The sequence below is a fragment of the Bisbaumannia salifodinae genome, from assembly GCF_055388505.1.
Genome location: NZ_AP043781.1, coordinates 2,635,942 through 2,655,553, shown reverse-complemented (window position 1 = coordinate 2,655,553; position 19,612 = coordinate 2,635,942). Strand labels below are relative to the sequence as shown.

Below are 19,612 nucleotides of genomic sequence, written 5' to 3'. Positions count from 1 at the left end.
GCCGCTCAGTACGCTCCGGCCCTGTCGGGCCTCCACCGGACGCGCTTACGCGCGCCGCTTAGCTAAGTCATTATACGAATCAACCAGTGAGGAGTGAACTATAGTAATGGATATAGATTTTTGGTTACTTATAGGGATTTTTATATTAGGTGCAGGTTCACTTCTCGGCTTCTTCTTTACAAAAACTGAAGGTTTTGGCCGTTTTACAACCAGTACATTTCTAATCATATTGGTCATTGTAATATCTTCACTGCTTTACGCAGCAGGTAAGCTTGAGGGACAAGTAATGGCAAATGTATTGTTTGCAGTATTTGGTTTTGCTGGTGGCCTTTTCACAAGTAAAAATGGCGAATAATCGTATAACAAGGCAAGGAAAAATCGCCCTACGGGCTGGACGCGCTAACGCGCGCCCTTGCTTGCGGCGTTGAGGCTGTAGCAAAAGTCCATGTGCTTCATATGGTCGCGCCCGTACGCGAAATCTGGTCGAGCTTCTGGTGAGAACTGGTCTGGATTTTACGAGAGAGCACGAAAATCAGTGCAAAAATTGATCAATTCGAGGCTTTTGAAAGTCTCGTGCCTTTTGCTACAGCCTCGTTACGTTTACAAGGAAGTATCGTGCTATGAGTTATGAATCAAAGGTCTACAACGTGATGATCGCATCGCCAGGCGATGTCGCCTCGGAACGAGCAATAATTCGTGACGTTGTTTATGAGTGGAATGCGGTTCATTCTCAAGCACGGTCAATTGTTCTGCTTCCGGTTGGCTGGGAGACTCACTCGTCACCTGAGATGGGAGATTCGGCCCAGAATATTATCAATAACCAGGTTCTGGAAAGGTGCGATCTACTTGTCGGTGTTTTCTGGACCCGAATTGGGACGCCAACGACTGAGTATGCTAGCGGTACGGTTGAAGAAATTGAAAGGCATATGCAATCTGGAAAGCCAACGATGCTTTACTTTTCTAGTCAGCCAGTAGCCATTGACACGGTTGAAACAGAACAGATTGAACAGCTGAAACAGTTTAAAGACTCGTGCAGAAACAGAGGCTTGTACGAAAGTTATGATAACTTGACTGGCTTTAAGGATAAGTTTTATCGACAGCTTCAGTTAAAAATGTACGACCATCCAATGTTCAAGGCGGAGTCAGGGGCAGATCATATCCATGTGGTAGAGTCCAAAACCCCGTTCCCCGAGCTTACGAATGAAGCCAAGGTTCTGCTCAAAGAAGCTAGCAAGGACAAGAACGGAACTATCCTATACCTTCGCCATCTAGGCGGCACGGATATTCAGACGAATGGCAAAAACCTGATTAGCTCCAATGAGCGGAGAGAGGTTGCCCTTTGGGAAGGTGCGTTGCGCGAGTTAGTCGAGAAAGGCTTCGTGATTGAGCGGGGAAATAAAGGTCAAGTTTTCGAGATCAGTAACGAGGGCTACCAGATAGCTGACATGATCGAACTATGAAAACGTAACAAGCGCATGTTGTCGGACTGGTTTTCCGCTGCGCTCCAAAGCAGCCGAAAATGCGGGCGTTAAGGCCAAATGCAAGGAAGCGAGGAAGTATCCTTGAAAACCAATTACGTCTTGATTGATTTTGAAAATGTCCAGCCAAAAAATCTTGAGCTACTCAAGGGGCACGGCTTTAAAGTCATCGTTTTTGTCGGCTCGAAACAGGTAAAGATCTCGTTCGATCTGGCATGTGCTATGCAGTCTCTCGGCGCTGATGCAGAGTATGTGAAGATCGAGGGAAATGGACCGAATGCGCTGGATTTTCACATTTCGTTCTACATTGGAAATGTCGCGGCAAAGGATCCAGATTGCTACTTCCATATTATTTCAAAAGACACTGGCTTCGATCCCCTGATTAAACACTTGAAGACTAAGCGGATCTATGCCCAGAGAGAAAAGGATATTTCGGAGATTCCTCTTCTCAAAATCTCAAATTCTAAGTCAATGGCGGAGCGAATCGACGCGATTGTGGAATTTCTCAAGGCCCGCGGCGCAGCCAAGCCAAGAGCGGTGAAGACACTCTCTAACTCGATTAATTCGTTGTTCATGAAGAAGCTTGAAGAGGAAGAGTTGGCAAGAATCATGGACGAACTGATCCGACAAAAAATCGTCATCACGAACGACTCGAAGGTGAGTTACCAGTTACCTGGAAAGCCTTAACAAAACGCGTAAGTCGGACGTCCCTGACGTTCCTGACGGGCCGCCGCTTCGCTCCGCGTTAGCCCCCACGCTAGAAAGGAGATTATTCTTGCCCCAAGAGTTTTTTGAGATTATGAAGTATCTGGTGAGTGCAGCTATTGGAGGTGGGCTAACTATGGCAATTGTGGCTAAGTTTGGTGAGAAAATATTCTTCAAACACCTCGATCACAAATATTCTGAGCGTTTGTCCAGAAAAACATAGAGCTTCAATCTGTCTAGAGGGAACTAAAAGTGCTTTAAATAGGTCGCTTCAACAAGATGTTGCAACTTATAAGGCGGGCCTAGAAGTGCTTAGTGGGCAGCTAGCTAGATATCTAGAAAGAAAAATTGACAGTATTTTAGAGCTCAATAAATCTCATTTTTTCGCTATCAATACATTTCTAGAATATATTGATATTAATCATGCCTATATAGAGGAAGCTGCAAACTATTTTATATTTCAGGCCGAAGAAAAAGATTTTTCTGAGTTTTCAGACTATCGAGTTTATGCTGAAATCAAGAGAGAGCATTGGCCCAAAAGGCAAAAGCCTGCTGAATCTGCAATTAATAAGTATTCGAAAATGCTAGCTTTGAGTATTCCCATTCTATCTAAAGGATTTGCATCAACAGAGCTGGAGCTGGTTTTTGAGCTAAAAGAAATCATGGAGAAAAGCAAAGAGCTTTTTTATAGAACAATGGGGCTTACATCAGAAATCATTGAATCAGAAGAAGAAATGACACCAGAAAAATGTCTAATGGGCTTCAAAGAGCATATGGCAGAAAGCCTAAAGTTAAAGGAAAAAGTCAAGTTCTATTATGAAAACATTTTATTAAAAGCTCAGGAAGGTAATATATTAATCGAAAGCCTGTTGATCTCACAGGCTCAGGGCTAACAAGGGTGTCAACGGGATGCATTTACGCTGCGCTCTAATGCACCCGTTACACCGGCGTAAGGCTTCCATGTAAATTTATCGCTAAGGTACAGTTAAGGTGAATAATTCCAAGAGGCCAATCAATATACATAAAGGGTATCACGCCCATGTCTATTTTGATCAAGAAACACTGGATTTTGCCTCTGAGCTTTGTGAAGAAGCAGGGGAGAAGTTTGGGTTGAAGGTCGGGCGTGTTCATCAGAAGCTGGTGGGACCTCATACCAAGTGGAGCTGCCAAATTACTTTTGGTAGAAAATCCTTTGATGAGTTCATTCCCTGGCTGGATGAGAATAGAGGGGGGTTAAGTGTATTGGTTCACGCTTTAACGGGTGATGACCTGGCTGATCATACGAAATATGCCTATTGGCTAGGCGATAGTGTGGAGATAAATTTAAATGGGTTGTAAGTATGGATATATTAAGCGTTGAGACGGATTTTTTTGTTGCGGCATTGTCCTCACTATAATGCTGTGCGTAATGGTGGTGTTAAGGACAAAAGGAGATCGTCAATTTGACTGTCCGTGAAGCTGGGAAAGCCGATTTGAAAGCCATTTGTCGGCTTTCTAATGAGATTAATGAAGTTCACTATGCATATATGCCGAATGACTTTGTCAAGCCAGACGGAAGTAATCGTGATGAGCCATATTGGCTAGGCTTCATGAGTATGGATGATTCCACGGTATTTGTTGCAGAGGAAAATGGCATATTAACAGGTGCAGTGGCTGTGTCGGTATCAATGTCGGCGCCATACCCGTTTCTTACTTCTCGGCCCCGTGGACACGTAGCCACAATAGTAGTGTCCGAAAGTTATCGTGGTAGGGGCTTAGGCCGAGAGCTTATGTCTGCTGCTGAGGCTTATGCAAAAGAGAAAGGAGCCGAGGACATCAAGCTAGAGGTGATGGCGTTCAATTATGACGCTCTAGATTTCTATAGAGAGCTGGGCTATGGGAGCTTTTCGTTCCGACTTTCTAAGTCTTTGCCCTAGCCATCGCAGTTACAGCGATGGCATTTCCACTGCGGTTTCGCCTACACTAAAACCCGCGCGCTGCAAACGTTAGGCCTCGTATGAAACCGGCATGGGTACACTGCCTGTGAAATTCAGCCGTGAGCAGTCTCGATCGGAAGAAATCGCTAACAGCCTGAGCCACGGCGCAGGCATTGTTGCGGCGCTTGTTGGCGTTCCGATTCTTCTCATGCATGCTGCAAGGCACGGCGACACAGCATTCCTTGTCGGCACCAGCCTCTTCTCGGCAGCCATCTTCCTTCTCTATTCGTCATCCACGATCTACCATGCGCTGCCTGCGGGCAAGGCGAAGCGCGTTTTCCGCGTCCTCGATCATTGCTTGATTTATCTGCTTATCGCTGGAACCTACACGCCGTTCACGCTCGGGGTACTGCGCGGTGCATGGGGCTGGACGCTCTTCGGCGTTATCTGGGGCTTGGCTAGTGTCGGCGTAGCCTTGAAGGCATCCGGCAAGGCCTCGAATCCCATCTTCTCCACGGCGCTTTATCTCCTGATGGGGTGGATCGTCGTCATTGCGCTAGAGCCGCTGGTCGCCAGAGTACCGACACCTGGTCTGCTTTGGCTGCTGGCAGGGGGGCTGTCCTACACTGCCGGTGTACTCTTCTTCGCCATTGGTTCGACGCTACGGTATGGACATCTCATCTGGCATTGCTTCGTTTTAGCCGGTACCGCATGTCACTATTTCGCAGTACTTTGGTATGCGGCCTAACCGAACGTTGCAGCCGGCCGGTGGGAGCGGGGGATGAACGCCAACCTTATAAAAATTAGCCAGCTGGGTCCTTTGCGCCTTCCTTCTGGCCCCGCCACTCCATATTTCTGAGGATACTATTCACAGCCAGCGCTGGGGATAGGGCTTACCGGAAACCAACCGGTGATAGATCACCCCGAACGCCACGATCAGAACGGCTCCCGCAGCCACTGGCATCAGCAGAAAATCCCAGTGTTCTCCCGCCAGCATAACGACTAGCGGATTGGCTCCGGCCGGCGGGTGGGTCGTGTTGGTGAGCAGCATCAAGCCTACCGCCAGTCCCACTGCCAACCCCATCGACCAGGGCGTGATGTCCATCCAGGTTGCGACAGACAGGCCAATCGCCGTGGTCAACAGGTGCCCGACGATGACATTCCGGGGTTGTGCCAAGGGGCTTTCCGGCAGCCCGAATAGAATCACCATGGTCGCGCCGAAGGGGGCCATCAACCAGATGGAGGACTCGGTGGCGGTACTCAGGCTGCCAAGCGTCGTAATGCACAGCATGGCGCCCAGGCCGGCGATCAAGGGGGCAAGGTGGCGGGAGGTGGTCAGTCGTCGGAGCATGGGTAAACCTCGTTGGTAGACAGATCGGTCTGCACAAAGTAGACAGTTCGGTCTCCCCATGTCAAGCTGTGACCTCCGATGTGATCTGGGGTTCGTCATGGATAAGCAAGAACGGCTGGTTCGCACCGCTTTCAGATTGTTCTATTCCCGGGGCATTCACGCCGTGGGGGTTAACCTGGTGCTGGCGGAGTCCGGGGTCGCCAAGAAGACGCTGTATCATCACTTCCCCAGCAAGGAGCATCTGGTGGAGGCGACGATTCGCTACCGTGACGGCAGTTACCGGGCCTGGCTACGCTCGAGGCTGGATAGTGTGTCAGCTGGAAAGCCCGCCTTGCTGGAACTGTTTGATGCCCTGGATGACTGGTTCCACGGTCGGGTGCCGGATCTCGAGCCTTTCCATGGCTGCTTCTTCATCAATGCCAGCGCTGAATTCGGTGACCAAGACAGTGCCATCCATCGGGCCTGTGCCGAGCACAAGGCAGGAATTACGGCATTGATTCGCACACATGTGGATGCGCTGTCTCTCCCGGAAGGGCGAAAAGAGGAGGTCACACGGTTGGTGGTCCTGCTGAAGGAAGGCGCCATCTCGGTAGCGCATGTTCAGGGAAACCTCGAGGCGGCTTCGGAAGCCAGGGAGCTAGTGGATAGTTTCCTGCAAGACTGAAGGTTATCGGGGCTGGTTCGGCTATTTATATACCGCACTGGTCGAAGTCGCCAGAGACAAGGAAGCATCGGATGATTCGCGACTATCGAGAAGAGGATATCGACCAGGTTCTGACTATCTGGCTCTCGGCCTCGATTCAGGCACACGACTTCGTGCCTGCGGCGCTCTGGGCGTCCCAGGTCGAGGCGATGCGAGACATCTATCTGCCCGCCGCAGAGACCTGGGTGTTCGAGGAGGACGGTAGCGTTAGCGGTTTTTACTGTTTGGTCGAGGCGACCCTGGCCGCCATCTTCGTGTCACCGGACCGGCAGGGCAGGGGGATCGGCTCGGCCTTGATCGAGGACGCCAAGCGGCGGCGTGGCGGCCTGACATTGAGCGTCTACCGGGCGAATCGGCCCAGCGTCGAGTTCTACCGGAAGCATGGGTTCGTTATTCACGCCGAGCAGGTGGACGCCAATACCGGGCAGCCGGAGCTGGTGATGGAGTACCGTGGGGCGTTGATGGCGTCGTCTTAGCGATGAAGCAACGAGGTCAGTGCAGACGCTGCGGGATTAGTGGGCTTCCTGACTCATAGGCGATATGAGGCGTTATGATTCGACGACTGATATGTATTGCCCTGCTAACTGTCTCTAGTGTGGCCTTCTCGGAGAGTGTGCGTCCCCCCGTGGATCCCGGGTTGAGGCTGATTGCCTCGGCGGGATCGATGCGTCTTCTCGTCTACACCGTCTGTTCCCCCGAGCATTGTTGGAGCGAGCCCTATCTGGAGTGGTTCGACCTTTCCGGGGAGGATTGGCGGCTTCTTGAGCGACGGCAGCTAGAGGAACTGGGTTACGGGACGGTGGTGGAGGCCGCGACATGGGTATGGGACGAGGAGCGTCCCTATTTGAGCGTCCATATCGCTCCATCGCATGGTGGTTTTGAGCCGCACGTCGTGCGTATCCATCCCGGGGAGCCCGGGCAATATCGTCTGGAGTCTGGTGCTCCTGGGCCTGATGGCTGAGCGCAAGCGTGGGATGCCCGGTGGTTATTATCCTGCGGTGAGAGTGTCGAGTCGTATCGGCAGGGCTCGCAGCATGCTCCTAGCCGGCCGGCCTAACGATTGAACAGCCAGAGAATCGCCGACAGCACCAGGCTGATCAGGATCATGGTGGTAATGGGGAAGTAGAAGGAGACGTTCTCGCGGCGGATGGCGATATCGCCGGGGAGCTGGCCGAAAGGCAGCTTGGAGAGCCAGGGCCAGAGCAGGCCGATGGCGACAATCAAGAGTCCGATCAGGATCAGGGTGCGGTTCATGCTCGCCTCCTGGAGGGGATGCCCCCATCACGGATACCGGTGATGGGGGCATCTTTTTGCGTCAGCCTTGCTGTTTCAGCACCGTGAGCAGCCCCTGCAGCGGGTGGGGCAGGCGCTGGTCGGAGAGGCGCTTGACCTGGCTGCGGCAGGAGTAGCCGGTGGCCAGCAGGCGACCCTGGTTGGCCGGGTCTTCCACCAGGCCCTGCCAGGAGAGGCCGTAGATGGTCTTGGAGGTCTCGAGGTTGCGAGCCTCGTGGCCATAGGTGCCGGACATGCCGCAGCAGCCGGTGTTGACCAGCTCCAGTTCCAGGCCGAAGGCGGCGAAGAGCTGCTGCCAGGCCTTGGGGCTGCCCGGGGCATTGGTGGCCTCGGTGCAGTGGGAGAGCAGCTTGTAGCCGGGGTCTTTCGCTGCCTCGGCGTTGGGCTGTTGGCGCGGCGCCAGGCTGGCGGCACGGGCCACCAGCCACTCCTGGAGCATCAGCACCTCGGGCACGGCGTCCTCGCCCAGCGACTTCACGTACTCCTGGCGGTAGGTGAGGGTCATGGCCGGGTCGATCCCCACCAGGGGCACGCCGAACTCGGCCAGGGTGCGCAGGCGCTTGGCCTGCTTGGTGGCGGTGCGCTCGAAGGCGCCCATAAAGCCCTGGACGTTGAGTGGCTTGCCGTTGGGGGCGAAGGGCGCCACGAACACCTTGATATCGAGGCGCGAGAGCAGCTCGACGATATCCATCACCAGTTTGGCCTCGAAGTGGCTGGTGAAGGCGTCCTGGACGATCACCACGCTGCGTGCCTTCTGCGCCTCGGTCAACAGGCCGAGTGAGGTGGGCGTGGCCTCGGCGACGCCCCAGGCGCGCAACTGCTTGCCGAGGTTGGCCCGGGACAGGCGCGGGCTATCCACCATGCCGATGGGCCCGGCCAGCAGGCGATCCACCAGACGGTTGCCCAGGGCGGCGTTGTAGAGCGGGGCGATGCGCGAGAGCGTCGGCACCAGGAATTCCAGGCCACCGATCAAATAGTCGCGCAGCGGGCGCAGGTAGCGGCCGTGGTAGAGCTCGAGGAACTGGCTGCGGAACTGGGGCACATTGACCTTGATGGGGCACTGGCCGGCGCAGGACTTGCACGCCAGGCAGCCGGCCATGGCGTCATAGACCTCATGGGAGAAGTCGTCCTCCTGGCGCCGGCGCAGGGTGTTCAGGGTGCGCTTGGGCAGGCGCGCCACGGCGCCCAGCCAGCCGCCCTGGCGGGCCTGCTCGGCCTCGCCGACCACGTCGACCCCGGCCTGGCCCTGGCGGCGCAGCCACTCGCGCATCAGGCTGGCACGGCCCTTGGGGGAGTGGATCCGCTCGCGGGTGCCCTTCCAGGAGGGGCACATGGCGTCATTGGGGTCGTAGTTGTAGCAGGCGCCGTTGCCGTTGCAATAGACGGCGGCGTCATGGGCCTGCCAGACCCGCTCGTCGATCTGGCGGTCGAGCTGGCCGCGGGTGGTCACCCCGTCGATGCTTAGCAGGCCCGGATCGACGAGCTTCACTGGCTCTGCCGGGGTGGTGGCAATGGTGTCGGACGCTTTGCCCGCGGTTTCGGGCGGGCTCCCCACGGTTTCGGGTGGGGGGGATGAGGAGAGCGGCGTCGCGATCTTGCCGGGATTCAGCTGATTATGCGGGTCGAAGGCGGCCTTGACCCGCTGCAGGCTGGGGTAGAGCTCGCCGAAGAACTTCGGCGCGTACTCCGAGCGCACGCCCTTGCCGTGCTCGCCCCACAGCAGGCCGCCGTACTTGTGGGTCAGCTCGGCCACCTCGTCGGAGACCTCGCGGATCAGCCGTTCCTGCTCCGGGTCCTTCATATCGATGGCCGGGCGCACGTGGAGCACCCCGGCGTCCACATGGCCGAACATGCCGTAGGCCAGGCCGCGGGCGTCCAGGGCGTCGCGGAACTCACTGATAAAGTCGGCCAGGTGCTCCGGCGGTACCGCGGTGTCCTCGACGAAGGGGATGGGGCGCTTCTCGCCCTTGGCATCGACCTTGGCATTGCCCAGCAGGCCCACGGCGCGCTTGCGCATGCCATAGACCCGCTGGATGGCGGCGCGGCCCTCGGCCAGGGTGTAGCCCAGGCGCTGGACGCTGGCATCGGCCTCCAGGTGACGGCAGAAGGCCGCGACCCGTTCGGCCAGTCGCGCCGGGTCGTCGTCGTTGAACTCCACCAGGTTGATGCCGCGAATGGCCGGGGCGGCGGTGGCCGCGGGGCGTGTCGACACCGCCACCTCGGCATCCGTCTCGGGCTCGGGGGCCGGTTCGCCGCCGCCGGGGAAGAACTCCGCCACGCTATCCCAGACGAAGTCCTCCATGGCCAGCATCAGCACCTTGTCGTCCACCGTCTCGATGGAGGTGGGCCTGGCGGAACTAGCCATCAGCGCTTTGGCGTCGCGCAGGGCGTCCATGAAACCGGCGTAGCGCACATTGACCAGGGTCGAGTGCTTGGGGATCGGCAGCACATTGAGTACCGCCTCGTTGAGGAAGCCCAGCGACCCCTCGGAGCCGCACAGCAGGCTATTGAGGTTGAGCCGGCCATCGGCCTCGCGCAGATGGGCCAGGTCATAGCCGGTCAGGCAGCGATTGAGCGGCGGGAACTTGGCCTGAATCAGCTCGCCCTGGGTGTCGATGATCTCCCGGGCGGTGCGGTAGGCGCGGCCGGTGGCGTCGTCCCGCTCGCACAGGCTCGTAAGCTGCGCCTCGTCGACGGGGCGGCTCTCCAGGCGCTCGCCGCCCAGCAGTACGCTGTCGAGCTCCAGCACATGGTCGCGGGTCTTGCCGTACTCGCAGCTGCCCTGGCCACTGGCGTCGGTGGAGATCATGCCGCCGATGGTCGCCCGGTTGGAGGTCGAGAGCTCCGGGGCGAAGAACAGGCCATGAGGCTTGAGGGCGGCGTTGAGCTGATCCTTGACCACTCCGGCCTGGACCCTCACTCGGCGCTTCTCCACGTCGATCTCGAGGATCCGGTTCATATGCTTGGAGACATCCACCACCAGGCCGTCGGTGAGCGATTGGCCATTGGTGCCGGTGCCGCCGCCGCGGGGAGTGAGCACCACCTGGCGGTGGGCCGCCTCGCCGGCCAGGCGGGCGATCCGCTCCAGGTCCGCTGCCCCCTCGGGGTAGATCACCGCCTGGGGCAGGCGCTGGTAGATGGAGTTGTCGGTGGCCAGCACCGTGCGGTTGGCGAAGTCCGGGGCGATCTCGCCCTCGAAGCCGGAGGCCTTGAGGGCCTCGAGGAAACGCAGGTAGTGAGCGTCGAGGCGCTCGGTATCCAGTCTCGCGATCATGGGGTCGTCATCAGGCCGTAGGTCGCCGCGCGTCGCCTGGGGAGCAGGCCGGGCGGTTTGGAATCGTTTCCCTACTTTACCCGAGAGCGACACCCGGCGCACCCGCCGCGCCAGGCCGTGGCGGGGTCGGATGGCCTGCGAAATGGGGCAGGGCGCCGGGCGGGGGCTGTGCTGGGGTTAGGGCGTGGTGCCGGGGCGGCCTTTTGCCTACAATAGGCGGCTGATTTCGACTGCTTATTCCCTAACGTGACGGACTGGATTCCATGCTCGATCCGAAACTGCTGCGTGGCGACCTGACCGAGGTCGCCCAACGACTGGCCAAGCGGGGCTTTACCCTCGATACCGAGCGACTCGAGGCGCTGGAGTCCCGGCGTCGTGAGCTGCAGACCGAGACCGAGCGGCTGCAGAACGAGCGCAATACCCGCTCCAAGTCCATCGGCAAGGCCAAGGCCCAGGGCGAGGATATCGCCCCGCTGCTGGCCGAGGTCTCCGACCTGGGCGAGCGCCTCGACGCCGCCAAGGCCAGGCTGGCCGAGGCGCAGCTGGAGTGGGACGCCCTGGTCAGCGGCATTCCCAACCTGCCCCACGAGAGCGTGCCCCAGGGCGACGACGAGGACGACAACGTGGAGCTGCACCGCTGGGGCACGCCGCGGGAGTTCGATTTCGAGGTCAAGGACCATGTCGACCTGGGTGCCAAGCTCGGCTACCTGGATTTCGAGCTGGCCGCCAAGCTGACCGGCGCGCGCTTCGCCGTGATGCGCGGGCCCATCGCCCGCCTGCACCGCGCCCTGACGCAATTCATGCTCGACAAGCAGACCCAGGAACATGGCTACGAAGAGTGCTATGTGCCCTATATGGTCAACGAGGCCTCGCTGTATGGCACCGGCCAGCTGCCCAAGTTCGGCGAGGACCTCTTCCGCCTGGACGACGAGCGGAGCTACCACCTGATCCCCACCGCCGAGGTGCCGCTGACCAACTTCGCCCGGGACGAGATCCTCGACTTCAAGGCGCTGCCGCTGAAGCTGACCGCCCATACCCCCTGCTTCCGCAGCGAGGCGGGCTCCCACGGCCGCGATACCCGCGGCATGATCCGCCAGCACCAGTTCGACAAGGTCGAGATGGTGCAGCTGGTGGCGCCGGAGAGCAGCTACGAGGTGCTGGAGGAGATGCGCGGCCACGCCGAGGCGATTCTCCAGGCGCTCGAGCTGCCCTACCGGGTGGTGACCCTGTGCACCGGCGATATGGGCTTCGGCGCCGCCAAGACCTATGACCTGGAGGTCTGGCTGCCCAGCCAGGACACCTACCGGGAGATCTCCTCGATCTCCAACTGCGAGGACTTCCAGGCCCGGCGCATGCAGGCCCGCTTCCGTCACCCGGAGCAGAAGAAGCCGCAGCTGCTGCATACCCTGAATGGCTCCGGCCTGGCGGTGGGTCGCTGCCTGCTGGCGGTGCTGGAGAACTACCAGAACGCCGATGGCTCCATCACCGTGCCCGAGGCCCTGCGCGGCTATATGGGCGGGGTCGAAACGGTCAACCTCTGAGCCGCAAGTAGCAAGCAACAAGCAGCAAGTGCACACCCCCAGCAACTTCGTTGCTGGGGGTGTTTCGTATCGAGTTCAGGATCATGCTGTCTTGCAGCTTGCAGCTTGCAGCTTGCAGCTTGCAGCTTGCAGCTTGCAGCTTGCAGCTTGCAGCTTGCAGCTTGCAGCTTGCAGCTTGCAGCTTGCAGCTTGCAGCTTGCAGCTTACGGTTCGATCTCCCAACTGACATCGACGCCGGCATCGATGGCGATGCGCCCGGGGCGATACTCGGCGGGGGCACCGCCGCTCTCGGCCATATCGGCGCGGGCGCTCATCATGCGCGGCATAAAGACCGGTGCCTGGGTCTCCTGCACCCGCAGCACGCCGCCGAGCTCCACGCCCAGGGTCTCGGCCATCAGCTCGGCCTTGTGGCGGGCGCGCTCCAGGGCTTGGGCCAGGGCACGGTCGGTGGCGGCGTCGCGGTCCACCAGGTCGTACTGGATGCCGTCCAGGGCGTCCACGCCGGCTTCGGTCAAGGCGTCGAGGATTGTCGGTACCTGCTCCAGGTCGCTCAGGCTAAGCTGGATGGGGCGCTCGAGCTGGGTGCGGACCCGCACCTCCCGCTCGCCGTCGTGCTGGGAATGGACCTGGTCAGGGCGCACCTGCAGGGAGCCGGCATTGATCGCCTCGCCGTCGAGGCCGGCGGCCTCCAGGGTACGGATCAGCTCGCCGGTGCGTTCCTCCAGCCGGGCGCGGGCCTCGCCCAGGGCCTCGGGGTCCGGGGTGGCATCCACCGCGAGCAGCGGGGTGCGCTCCCAGAGGCGGGCGCTCAGGGTGGCCTTGTCGGGTACCACCTCGAGGGTCGCCTGGGCCTGCACATTCAGTTGACGGTCGGGACTGTCCTGGGCCAGGGCCGGAGTGGCGAGCAGGGCGCCGACCAGCAGGCCGAGGCCAATCCAGGGGGTAGTGAGGGTGCGACGGGTCATCAAAGGCCTCCATGCGCGCTAGGATAGGGGTAACCGCCTGTGCGGTATGGCTTCGAGCCTGAAAGGCGTCAGGCGTTCCCGCCCGTGCCATTCTTGCATGGTAGTTGCTCATTTACCGATTTACCCTCGTCGTACCCTGATTCCCCTGCCACGAGAAAGGAGCGCCGATGCGTCACGACATGGATGAACCCACGGGGATGCTACCCCTGAACCTGGTGCTGGGGCTGGCGGCCCTGGTGGTGATCATCGCCGGCATGAAGGCCGGGGCGGACCTGCTGGTGCCCTTGCTGCTGGCGCTGTTTATCGCCGTGGTGTGCACGGCGCCGGTGCAGTGGCTGAATCGCTATGGGGTGGGCCTGCGCCTGGCGGCCTTCCTGGTGCTGGGGGTGATGGGGGTCTTCCTGGTGCTGCTGGGACTCCTGCTGGTCAGCAGCCTGAGTACCTTCGTGGCGGCCCTGCCGGAACTGGAGCAGCAGTTCCGTAGCGCCTATCTGCAACTGCTCACCTGGGTGGCGGAACGGGGCATCTCGATTCGCCCCGAGCAGATGAGCCAGTGGCTCGACCCCGCCCAGGCCACTCATCTGCTGCCCGGTTTCCTGGGCGAGTTGGGCAACCTGCTGATGAAGAGCCTGGTGGTGGCGTTGCTGGTGGTCTTTATGCTCTTCGAGACGCTCAATGTGCGCGACAAGTTCTCCCAGGCGCTGCGTGACCCGGCGCCCAGCCTGCGGCGCATCGGCGAGTTCAGCCTGACCCTCAAGCGTTACCTGGCGGTGAAGACCCTGATCAGCCTGATCACCGGGGTACTGGCCTGGCTGCTGTGTCTGCTGATGGGGGTGGGCTTTCCGCTGCTGTGGGGAGCCTTGGCCTTCGGCCTCAACTTCATCCCCAATATCGGCTCGGTACTGGCGGCGATCCCCCCGGTGCTGTTGCTGCTGTTGCAGAGCGATGGGGGCCTGTTCGCGGCGCTACTGCTGACCGGCGGCTACCTGGTGATCAATGTGGTGATGGGCAACCTGGTGGAGCCGCGGGTGATGGGACGGGCCCTGGGGCTCTCCACCTTTGTGACCTTCCTGTCGCTGGTGGTGTGGGGCTGGATCCTCGGCACCGTGGGGCTGTTGCTCTCGGTGCTGCTGACCATGACCCTGAAGATCGCCCTGGAGAGTCACCCGGACACCCGCTGGATCGCGCGGCTGCTGGGGCCGGGGACGCCACCGGCGCGTCATGAGCAGCCGGGCCAGGCGGAGGACTAGAAACGACCACGCCCCGGCCGGAGCCGGGGCGTGTTGCCTTGCGAGCCGTACCGCGGTGCGGTAAGGCTAGCTTCAGGCGTTCTGCTCGATAAACTGCGCAAGCTGGGACTTGGACTGGGCGCCCACCAGGGAAGCGACCTTGGCCCCAGACTTGAACAGCATCACGGTGGGGACACCGCGCACGCCGTGTTCCGCGGCGATTTCGGGGGCGTCGTCGACATTGACGCTGACGACCTTGAGGTTGTCGGTGCGCTCTTCGGCGACTTCATCAACCACCGGGGCCATCATCTTGCAGGGCCCGCACCAGGGCGCCCAGAACTTGAGCAGAACCGGCTTGTCGGCCTTGAGGACCTCCTGCTCAAAGTTGGCGTTGGTGACATCGATGTTGTTAGCCATGTGAATCTCCAGTTGCTTGGCGCTGTGTCGAGCGGGCTTGTACCAGCATAGTCGCACGATGGTATCCGCCGACCCGACCGCTGGCAAATATAAGCGACCGAAGGAGTCGATAGCCAGCTACTATTTTCGCGGATCGGCGAGGGATCACGCGGGCCTATTTATATGCTATAAAGTAATCGTCAGGCTGGGCCGTTATTTCCAATGAGCATTACAAGCGCCTCGGCCGAGGAGTCACCAGGAGTGGGAATCACGCATGAAGCTACAACAGCTGCGCTATATCTGGGAAGTCAATCGCCACAACCTCAATGTGTCGGCCACGGCCCAGAGCCTCTTCACCTCGCAGCCCGGCATCTCCAAGCAGATTCGCCTGCTGGAGGACGAGCTGGGGGTGGAGATCTTCGCCCGTAGCGGCAAGCACCTGACCCGGGTGACTCCGGCGGGCGAGGCGATCATCGAGCTGGCCGGCCAGGTACTGCGCACCACCGACAACATCAAGCAGGTGGCCCAGGAGCACAGCGACGAGCGGCGTGGCAACCTGGCCATCGCCACCACCCATACCCAGGCTCGCTATGCGCTGCCGCCGGTGATTCGCGACTTTACCCGCAAGTACCCCGAGGTGGCCCTGCATATGCAGCAGGGCACCCCCAAGCAGATCGCCCAGATGGTCAGCGAGGGGCAGGCGGACTTCGCCATCTGTACCGAGTCCCTGGAACTGTTCAACGATCTGGTGCTGCTGCCCTGCTACCGCTGGAACCGCTGCGTGCTGGTGCCCCAGGACCATCCCCTGGCCCAGGGCGAGCTGACCCTGGAGCGCCTCGCCGAGCATCCTCTGGTGACCTATGTGTTCGGCTTCACCGGCCGCTCCCAGCTCGACGACGCCTTCCGCGCCGAGGGGCTGACCCCCAATGTGGTGCTGACCGCCGCCGACGCCGACGTGATCAAGACCTATGTGCGCCTAGGCCTGGGGGTGGGGATCGTCGCCCATATGGCGGTGGACCCGGAGGCCGACAGCGACCTGGTGGCCCTGGAGGCGGGCCATCTGTTCGAGAGCTCCACCACCAAGATCGGCATTCGCCGCGGCACCTTTATGCGCGGCTATATGTACGACTTCGTGCAGGGCTTCGCCGAGCACCTCGAGCGTGACCTGGTGGATGCCGCCCTGGCCGCCGGGCCACGCCATGAGCAGGCGCTGTTCGAGGGGATCGAGCTGCCCATGCGCTAGGCCTGGCCTCTTCTCCGCTAGCCTCTCCCCGAAACGCCGAAGGCGCCGCAATCGCGGCGCCTTCGGCGTTTCGGGAGGCTGGTTCAGCGGCTAAGGTTGCCGCTATGCAGGCCGCACTCCTTGCCGCCCTGGTCTTCCCACCACCAGCGGCCTTCCCGCTCGTGCTGATGGGGCAGGGTGGGGCGGGTGCAGGGCTCGCAGCCGATGCTGACGAAGCCACGCTCGTGGAGCGGGTTGTAGGGCACGTCGAACATGCGGATATAGGTCCACACCTCCTCGCTGCTCCAGTGCGCCAGGGGGTTGAACTTGGCCAGCGGCGCCTCGTCGCTGCCGAAGGCGCTGTCCCATTCGGCGATCTGCACGCTGTTGCGGGTGCCCGGGCTCTGGTCGCGGCGCTGGCCGGTGACCCAGATGGGCAGGCCCTTGAGACGGGCGCGCAGCGGCGCCACCTTGCGGATGCCGCAGCACTCCTGGTGGCCGTCGCGGTAGAAGCTGAACAGGCCCTTCTCCTGGACCAGGGCCTGGATCGCCTCGGCATCGGGGAAGCGCACGTCGATCTCGATGCCGTAGTGCTCGCGGACCCGCTCGATAAAGGCGTAGGTCTCGGCGTGCAGGCGCCCGGTGTCCAGGGAGAAGACCTTGACCTTCTCCTTGGGGGCCACCTTGAGGGCCAGGTCGATCAGCACCACGTCCTCGGCGCCGGAGAAGGAGATCGTCAGCTCACCGAAGGCCGCATAGGCGGCCTTGAGAATTTCCTTGGGGGTGTCCTGGTCATGCTCCAGGACGAACTGGGAGGGATTGAAGGATGACATCCCGGCCTCCGTTGTGGGCGATGGCCGTACCCTAGCAAACCCCTCCGGGCGAGACCCAATATTGATTGGTTCGTTGCTTATATCTCAAAGGGCTTGTTGAGACACATTCTTATAACCACTTTGTTGGGTGCTCCGCCGTCACTCGGCGTTCAGGCCTCCAGGGGGGCCATCCTGGGCTTGAGCAGGGGATCTTGTCCAGGGGCGCCGGGGCTTGGGCCCCGCCTAGGCCTCCAGGGCGGCCATCCTGGATTTGAGCAGGGGCTCCGGGGCTTAGGCCCCGCCTAGGCCTCCAGGGCGGCCATCCTGGGTTTGAGCAGGGGATCTTGTCCAGGGGCTCTGGGGCTTGGGCCCCGCCTAGGCCTCCAGGGCGGCCATTAGATGACGGATCTTGTCCAGGGTCTCGCGGTACTCCGCTTCCTCGTCGGAGTCGGCCACCAGGCCGCCGCCGCCCCACAGGTGCAGCCGGCCGCGGTCCGCCACCGCCGTGCGAATGGCGATGGAGGTGTCCATATGGCCGCGTTGGTCCACATAGCCGAGGCTGCCGCAGTAGAGGCTGCGGCGGCTGGGTTCCAGCTCGTCGATGATCTGCATGGCGCGCACCTTGGGGGCGCCGGTGATGGAGCCGCCGGGGAAGGCGGCGGCCAGCAGGTCCAGGGGCGAGGCGCCTTCGGCCAGCTCGCCGGTCACCACGCTGACCAGGTGATGCACATTGGCATAGCTCTCCAGGCCGCAGAGCTGGGGCACCCGTACGCTGCCCGGGCGGCACACCCGGCCCAGGTCGTTGCGTAGCAGGTCGACGATCATCACGTTCTCGGCACGATCCTTGGCGCTCTGCTGGAGGTCCTCGGCCAGGGCGGCGTCCGCCTCGGCATTGTCGCCCCGCGGGCGGGTGCCCTTGATGGGGCGGGTCTCCACCCGGCCATGCTCGGCCTGGATAAAGCGCTCCGGCGACAGCGACAGCACGCCCTGGGGACCTTCCGCGTCGTCCCAGGCCAGATAGCCGGCGAAGGGCGTGGGGGTGGCCTGGCGCAGGCGGAGATAGGCGCCCCAGAGGTCGCCCTCGTAGGGGGCGCTGAAGCGCTGGGCCAGGTTGATCTGGTAGCAGTCGCCGGCGTGGATGTACTCCTGGACGGCGCGAAAGCGCTCGCCATAGCCGTCACGATCCAGCTCGGCCTCGAAGGGGGCGCTGATACGGAAGGGCGCGGATTCCGGGGGCGGGGCCGCCAGCCAGCCGAGCACCTGGGCGCGGCGCGCCGCGCTGGCCACCAGGGTGCAGGTCTCGGCCTGGTGGTCGAGGATCAGCGCCCAGTCATAGAGGCCCACCCGGCTCCAGGGCAGGCTCACCGCGTCCCGGGCCGCCTCGCCCTGTCGCTCCAGGCAACGCCCCAGGTCGTAGCTCCAGTAGCCGATCAGCCCGCCCAGGAAGGGCAGGTCGCTCTCCGGGGCCTCGACATCCAGGTGCGCCAGCAGTGCCTGCTGGGCGGCGAAGGGCGAATCGGGCAGCGCCAGGTCGGCGTCGCACTGCAGGTTACCGCCGGGGGCCACCGTCAGGGTGGCCAGGGGGTCGCTGGAGAGGATGTCGTAGCGCCCGCCGGGGGCGGCGGGGCGGCCACTGTCCAGCAGCACGGCGCCGGGGCGGCGCCGCAGGGAAGCGAAGTAGCCCAGCGGATCGGGCCGATAGGGCAGGGAATGGAGTTGCAGTCGTGGTCTCATGCGCGGCGCTTTTCCTCAACAAGCGCCCCATTCTAGGGGCCCGTCGGGCGTTTGTCGCACTCCCCTGCGTCGTCCCCACGGACGCAGCCTCAACGGGACCGGTGGGGAGAGGGTTGGCGCGAGGGATTGTCGACACTCGTGACAATCCGCCGCTGCGTGTCTACAACAAAAGGTGTATAACTTCACCGGGTTCCCGTGGTTGACCCCTGGGGAATCGCTGGCTACAGTTCTCTCACCCCTTGATTGTCGACAATTAATCATGACGACTCCGATAACCGAAAGCACCGCCCCCGAGGTTCGCACCCTCGCCGAACGGGTCTTCCAGCAGCTCCAGGAGGCCATCGTCCGCGGCGAGCTGGCGCCGGGCAGCAAGATCACCGAGCCGGGCCTCTCCAAGACCTACGGCATCTCCCGTGGTCCGCTGCGCGAGGCCATGCGCCGCCTGGAAGTCCACCGGCTGATCGAGCGAGTGCCCCATGTGGGGGCCCGGGTGGTCAAGCTCTCCATGAAGGAGCTGCTCGAGCTGTTCGATGTGCGCGAGGCCCTGGAGAGCATGGCCGCCCGGCTCGCCGCCGAGCATATGACCGCCGAGGAGATTGCCGGCCTGCGCGAGGTGCTGGCGGTGCACGAGCGTCAGGGCGACCTGAAGCGCGGCGAGGCCTACTACCAGCGGGAAGGGGATCTCGACTTTCACTATCGGATCGTCCTGGGCAGCCACAACAAGATGTTGATGACGCTGCTGTGCGATGACCTCTATTACCTGGTGCGTCTGTATCGCACCCAGTTCAGTGCCAGCGGGTCGCGCCCCCAGCGCGCCTTCGTCGAGCACCACCGTATCGTCGATGCCATCGAGGCCGGGGATGCAGAGCTCGCCGAGCTGTTGATGCGCCGCCACGTCAGCGCCTCGCGGGCCAATGTCGCCGAACGCTATGCCGCCACCCTGGCCGAGGAGGCCGAGGCCTCCGAGCCGGCGGCCCGATAACCCAGGAGAAC

At 61.2% G+C, this 19,612-nt stretch carries 20 protein-coding genes; 13 read left to right on the top strand and 7 right to left on the bottom strand.

The window, feature by feature from the left end:
* The first annotated feature begins 106 nt into the window (after window positions 1–106).
* The 7 genes from ACZ5EF_RS12390 (at window position 107) to trhA (ending at window position 4,847) form a co-directional block, all read left to right on the top strand.
* A complete protein-coding gene (locus ACZ5EF_RS12390) occupies window positions 107–355 on the top strand; it encodes a hypothetical protein (RefSeq protein ID WP_346061879.1) in 249 nt (82 codons plus the stop codon).
* A gap of 265 nt (window positions 356–620) precedes the next feature.
* Window positions 621–1,460, top strand: a complete 840-nt coding sequence (locus ACZ5EF_RS12385) for a hypothetical protein (protein ID WP_346061878.1) — start codon at window positions 621–623, stop codon at window positions 1,458–1,460.
* A 102-nt stretch (window positions 1,461–1,562) separates the two neighbouring features.
* Window positions 1,563–2,165, top strand: a complete 603-nt coding sequence (locus tag ACZ5EF_RS12380; RefSeq protein ID WP_346061877.1) for a PIN domain-containing protein — start codon at window positions 1,563–1,565, stop codon at window positions 2,163–2,165.
* A gap of 176 nt (window positions 2,166–2,341) precedes the next feature.
* The gene (locus ACZ5EF_RS12375; protein ID WP_346061876.1) at window positions 2,342–3,076 is read left to right on the top strand and encodes a hypothetical protein; all 735 of its coding nucleotides are present in this window, start codon (window positions 2,342–2,344) and stop codon (window positions 3,074–3,076) included.
* Window positions 3,077–3,173: 97 nt separating this feature from the next.
* Complete coding sequence (locus ACZ5EF_RS12370) at window positions 3,174–3,521, top strand: DOPA 4,5-dioxygenase family protein (protein ID WP_346061875.1); 348 nt, start codon at window positions 3,174–3,176, stop codon at window positions 3,519–3,521.
* 104 nt (window positions 3,522–3,625) lie between these two features.
* Window positions 3,626–4,099, top strand: coding sequence for a GNAT family N-acetyltransferase (locus ACZ5EF_RS12365; protein ID WP_346061874.1), 474 nt, complete (start codon window positions 3,626–3,628; stop codon window positions 4,097–4,099).
* A gap of 91 nt (window positions 4,100–4,190) precedes the next feature.
* A complete protein-coding gene (gene trhA / locus ACZ5EF_RS12360) occupies window positions 4,191–4,847 on the top strand; it encodes a PAQR family membrane homeostasis protein TrhA (RefSeq protein ID WP_346061873.1) in 657 nt (218 codons plus the stop codon).
* 120 nt (window positions 4,848–4,967) lie between these two features.
* On the opposite strand, the gene ACZ5EF_RS12355 is transcribed toward trhA, so the two are convergent.
* The gene (locus ACZ5EF_RS12355) at window positions 4,968–5,450 is read right to left on the bottom strand and encodes an HPP family protein (RefSeq protein WP_346061872.1); all 483 of its coding nucleotides are present in this window, start codon (window positions 5,448–5,450) and stop codon (window positions 4,968–4,970) included.
* Window positions 5,451–5,547: 97 nt separating this feature from the next.
* Here ACZ5EF_RS12355 and ACZ5EF_RS12350 point away from each other — a divergent pair, with 97 nt between their 5' ends.
* Together ACZ5EF_RS12350 and ACZ5EF_RS12345 are read left to right on the top strand one after the other, a co-directional pair.
* Window positions 5,548–6,114 (top strand): TetR/AcrR family transcriptional regulator, encoded by a 567-nt coding sequence (locus tag ACZ5EF_RS12350; protein ID WP_346061871.1) that lies wholly within the window; start codon window positions 5,548–5,550, stop codon window positions 6,112–6,114.
* A gap of 71 nt (window positions 6,115–6,185) precedes the next feature.
* On the top strand, window positions 6,186–6,629 hold the full coding sequence (locus ACZ5EF_RS12345) for an N-acetyltransferase (RefSeq protein ID WP_346061870.1): 444 nt from the start codon (window positions 6,186–6,188) through the stop codon (window positions 6,627–6,629).
* Window positions 6,630–7,206: 577 nt separating this feature from the next.
* Here the strand turns inward: ACZ5EF_RS12345 and ACZ5EF_RS12340 are convergent.
* On the bottom strand, window positions 7,207–7,407 hold the full coding sequence (locus tag ACZ5EF_RS12340) for a DUF2905 domain-containing protein (protein ID WP_198057553.1): 201 nt from the start codon (window positions 7,405–7,407) through the stop codon (window positions 7,207–7,209).
* 61 nt (window positions 7,408–7,468) lie between these two features.
* Window positions 7,469–10,720, bottom strand: a complete 3,252-nt coding sequence (locus ACZ5EF_RS12335) for an FAD-binding and (Fe-S)-binding domain-containing protein (RefSeq protein WP_346061869.1) — start codon at window positions 10,718–10,720, stop codon at window positions 7,469–7,471.
* 263 nt (window positions 10,721–10,983) lie between these two features.
* Here ACZ5EF_RS12335 and serS point away from each other — a divergent pair, with 263 nt between their 5' ends.
* A complete protein-coding gene (gene serS, locus ACZ5EF_RS12330) occupies window positions 10,984–12,261 on the top strand; it encodes a serine--tRNA ligase (protein ID WP_346061868.1) in 1,278 nt (425 codons plus the stop codon).
* Window positions 12,262–12,464: 203 nt separating this feature from the next.
* On the opposite strand, the gene ACZ5EF_RS12325 is transcribed toward serS, so the two are convergent.
* The gene (locus ACZ5EF_RS12325; RefSeq protein WP_346061867.1) at window positions 12,465–13,226 is read right to left on the bottom strand and encodes an SIMPL domain-containing protein; all 762 of its coding nucleotides are present in this window, start codon (window positions 13,224–13,226) and stop codon (window positions 12,465–12,467) included.
* A 167-nt stretch (window positions 13,227–13,393) separates the two neighbouring features.
* Between ACZ5EF_RS12325 and ACZ5EF_RS12320 the strand changes: the two genes are divergently transcribed.
* Entirely contained in the window at window positions 13,394–14,476 is a 1,083-nt protein-coding gene (locus ACZ5EF_RS12320) for an AI-2E family transporter (RefSeq protein WP_346061866.1), read from the top strand.
* A 72-nt stretch (window positions 14,477–14,548) separates the two neighbouring features.
* On the opposite strand, the gene trxA is transcribed toward ACZ5EF_RS12320, so the two are convergent.
* Entirely contained in the window at window positions 14,549–14,872 is a 324-nt protein-coding gene (gene trxA, locus ACZ5EF_RS12315; protein ID WP_195862188.1) for a thioredoxin, read from the bottom strand.
* A gap of 253 nt (window positions 14,873–15,125) precedes the next feature.
* On the opposite strand from trxA, the gene cysB reads away from it, so the two are divergent.
* Window positions 15,126–16,094 carry an HTH-type transcriptional regulator CysB gene (gene cysB, locus ACZ5EF_RS12310; RefSeq protein ID WP_346061865.1) on the top strand — a complete coding sequence of 323 codons (969 nt, stop codon included), beginning with the start codon at window positions 15,126–15,128 and terminating at the stop codon, window positions 16,092–16,094.
* A gap of 83 nt (window positions 16,095–16,177) precedes the next feature.
* On the opposite strand, the gene ACZ5EF_RS12305 is transcribed toward cysB, so the two are convergent.
* On the bottom strand, window positions 16,178–16,906 hold the full coding sequence (locus ACZ5EF_RS12305) for a phosphoadenylyl-sulfate reductase (RefSeq protein ID WP_346061864.1): 729 nt from the start codon (window positions 16,904–16,906) through the stop codon (window positions 16,178–16,180).
* Window positions 16,907–17,260: 354 nt separating this feature from the next.
* A complete protein-coding gene (gene pabB / locus ACZ5EF_RS12300) occupies window positions 17,261–18,619 on the bottom strand; it encodes an aminodeoxychorismate synthase component I (protein ID WP_346061863.1) in 1,359 nt (452 codons plus the stop codon).
* A gap of 259 nt (window positions 18,620–18,878) precedes the next feature.
* On the opposite strand from pabB, the gene ACZ5EF_RS12295 reads away from it, so the two are divergent.
* On the top strand, window positions 18,879–19,601 hold the full coding sequence (locus ACZ5EF_RS12295) for a GntR family transcriptional regulator (protein ID WP_346061862.1): 723 nt from the start codon (window positions 18,879–18,881) through the stop codon (window positions 19,599–19,601).
* Window positions 19,602–19,612: the final 11 nt, after the last annotated feature.

Coding starts and splice junctions, on each gene's coding strand:
- ACZ5EF_RS12390 (WP_346061879.1), top strand. CDS start 107: ATGGATATAGATTTTTGGTTACTTATAGGGATTTTTATATTAGGTGCA.
- ACZ5EF_RS12385 (WP_346061878.1), top strand. CDS start 621: ATGAGTTATGAATCAAAGGTCTACAACGTGATGATCGCATCGCCAGGC.
- trhA (WP_346061873.1), top strand. CDS start 4,191: ATGGGTACACTGCCTGTGAAATTCAGCCGTGAGCAGTCTCGATCGGAA.
- ACZ5EF_RS12355 (WP_346061872.1), bottom strand. CDS start 5,450: ATGCTCCGACGACTGACCACCTCCCGCCACCTTGCCCCCTTGATCGCC.
- ACZ5EF_RS12350 (WP_346061871.1), top strand. CDS start 5,548: ATGGATAAGCAAGAACGGCTGGTTCGCACCGCTTTCAGATTGTTCTAT.
- ACZ5EF_RS12345 (WP_346061870.1), top strand. CDS start 6,186: ATGATTCGCGACTATCGAGAAGAGGATATCGACCAGGTTCTGACTATC.
- ACZ5EF_RS12340 (WP_198057553.1), bottom strand. CDS start 7,407: ATGAACCGCACCCTGATCCTGATCGGACTCTTGATTGTCGCCATCGGC.
- ACZ5EF_RS12335 (WP_346061869.1), bottom strand. CDS start 10,720: ATGATCGCGAGACTGGATACCGAGCGCCTCGACGCTCACTACCTGCGT.
- serS (WP_346061868.1), top strand. CDS start 10,984: ATGCTCGATCCGAAACTGCTGCGTGGCGACCTGACCGAGGTCGCCCAA.
- ACZ5EF_RS12325 (WP_346061867.1), bottom strand. CDS start 13,226: ATGACCCGTCGCACCCTCACTACCCCCTGGATTGGCCTCGGCCTGCTG.
- ACZ5EF_RS12320 (WP_346061866.1), top strand. CDS start 13,394: ATGCGTCACGACATGGATGAACCCACGGGGATGCTACCCCTGAACCTG.
- trxA (WP_195862188.1), bottom strand. CDS start 14,872: ATGGCTAACAACATCGATGTCACCAACGCCAACTTTGAGCAGGAGGTC.
- cysB (WP_346061865.1), top strand. CDS start 15,126: ATGAAGCTACAACAGCTGCGCTATATCTGGGAAGTCAATCGCCACAAC.
- ACZ5EF_RS12305 (WP_346061864.1), bottom strand. CDS start 16,906: ATGTCATCCTTCAATCCCTCCCAGTTCGTCCTGGAGCATGACCAGGAC.
- pabB (WP_346061863.1), bottom strand. CDS start 18,619: ATGAGACCACGACTGCAACTCCATTCCCTGCCCTATCGGCCCGATCCG.
- ACZ5EF_RS12295 (WP_346061862.1), top strand. CDS start 18,879: ATGACGACTCCGATAACCGAAAGCACCGCCCCCGAGGTTCGCACCCTC.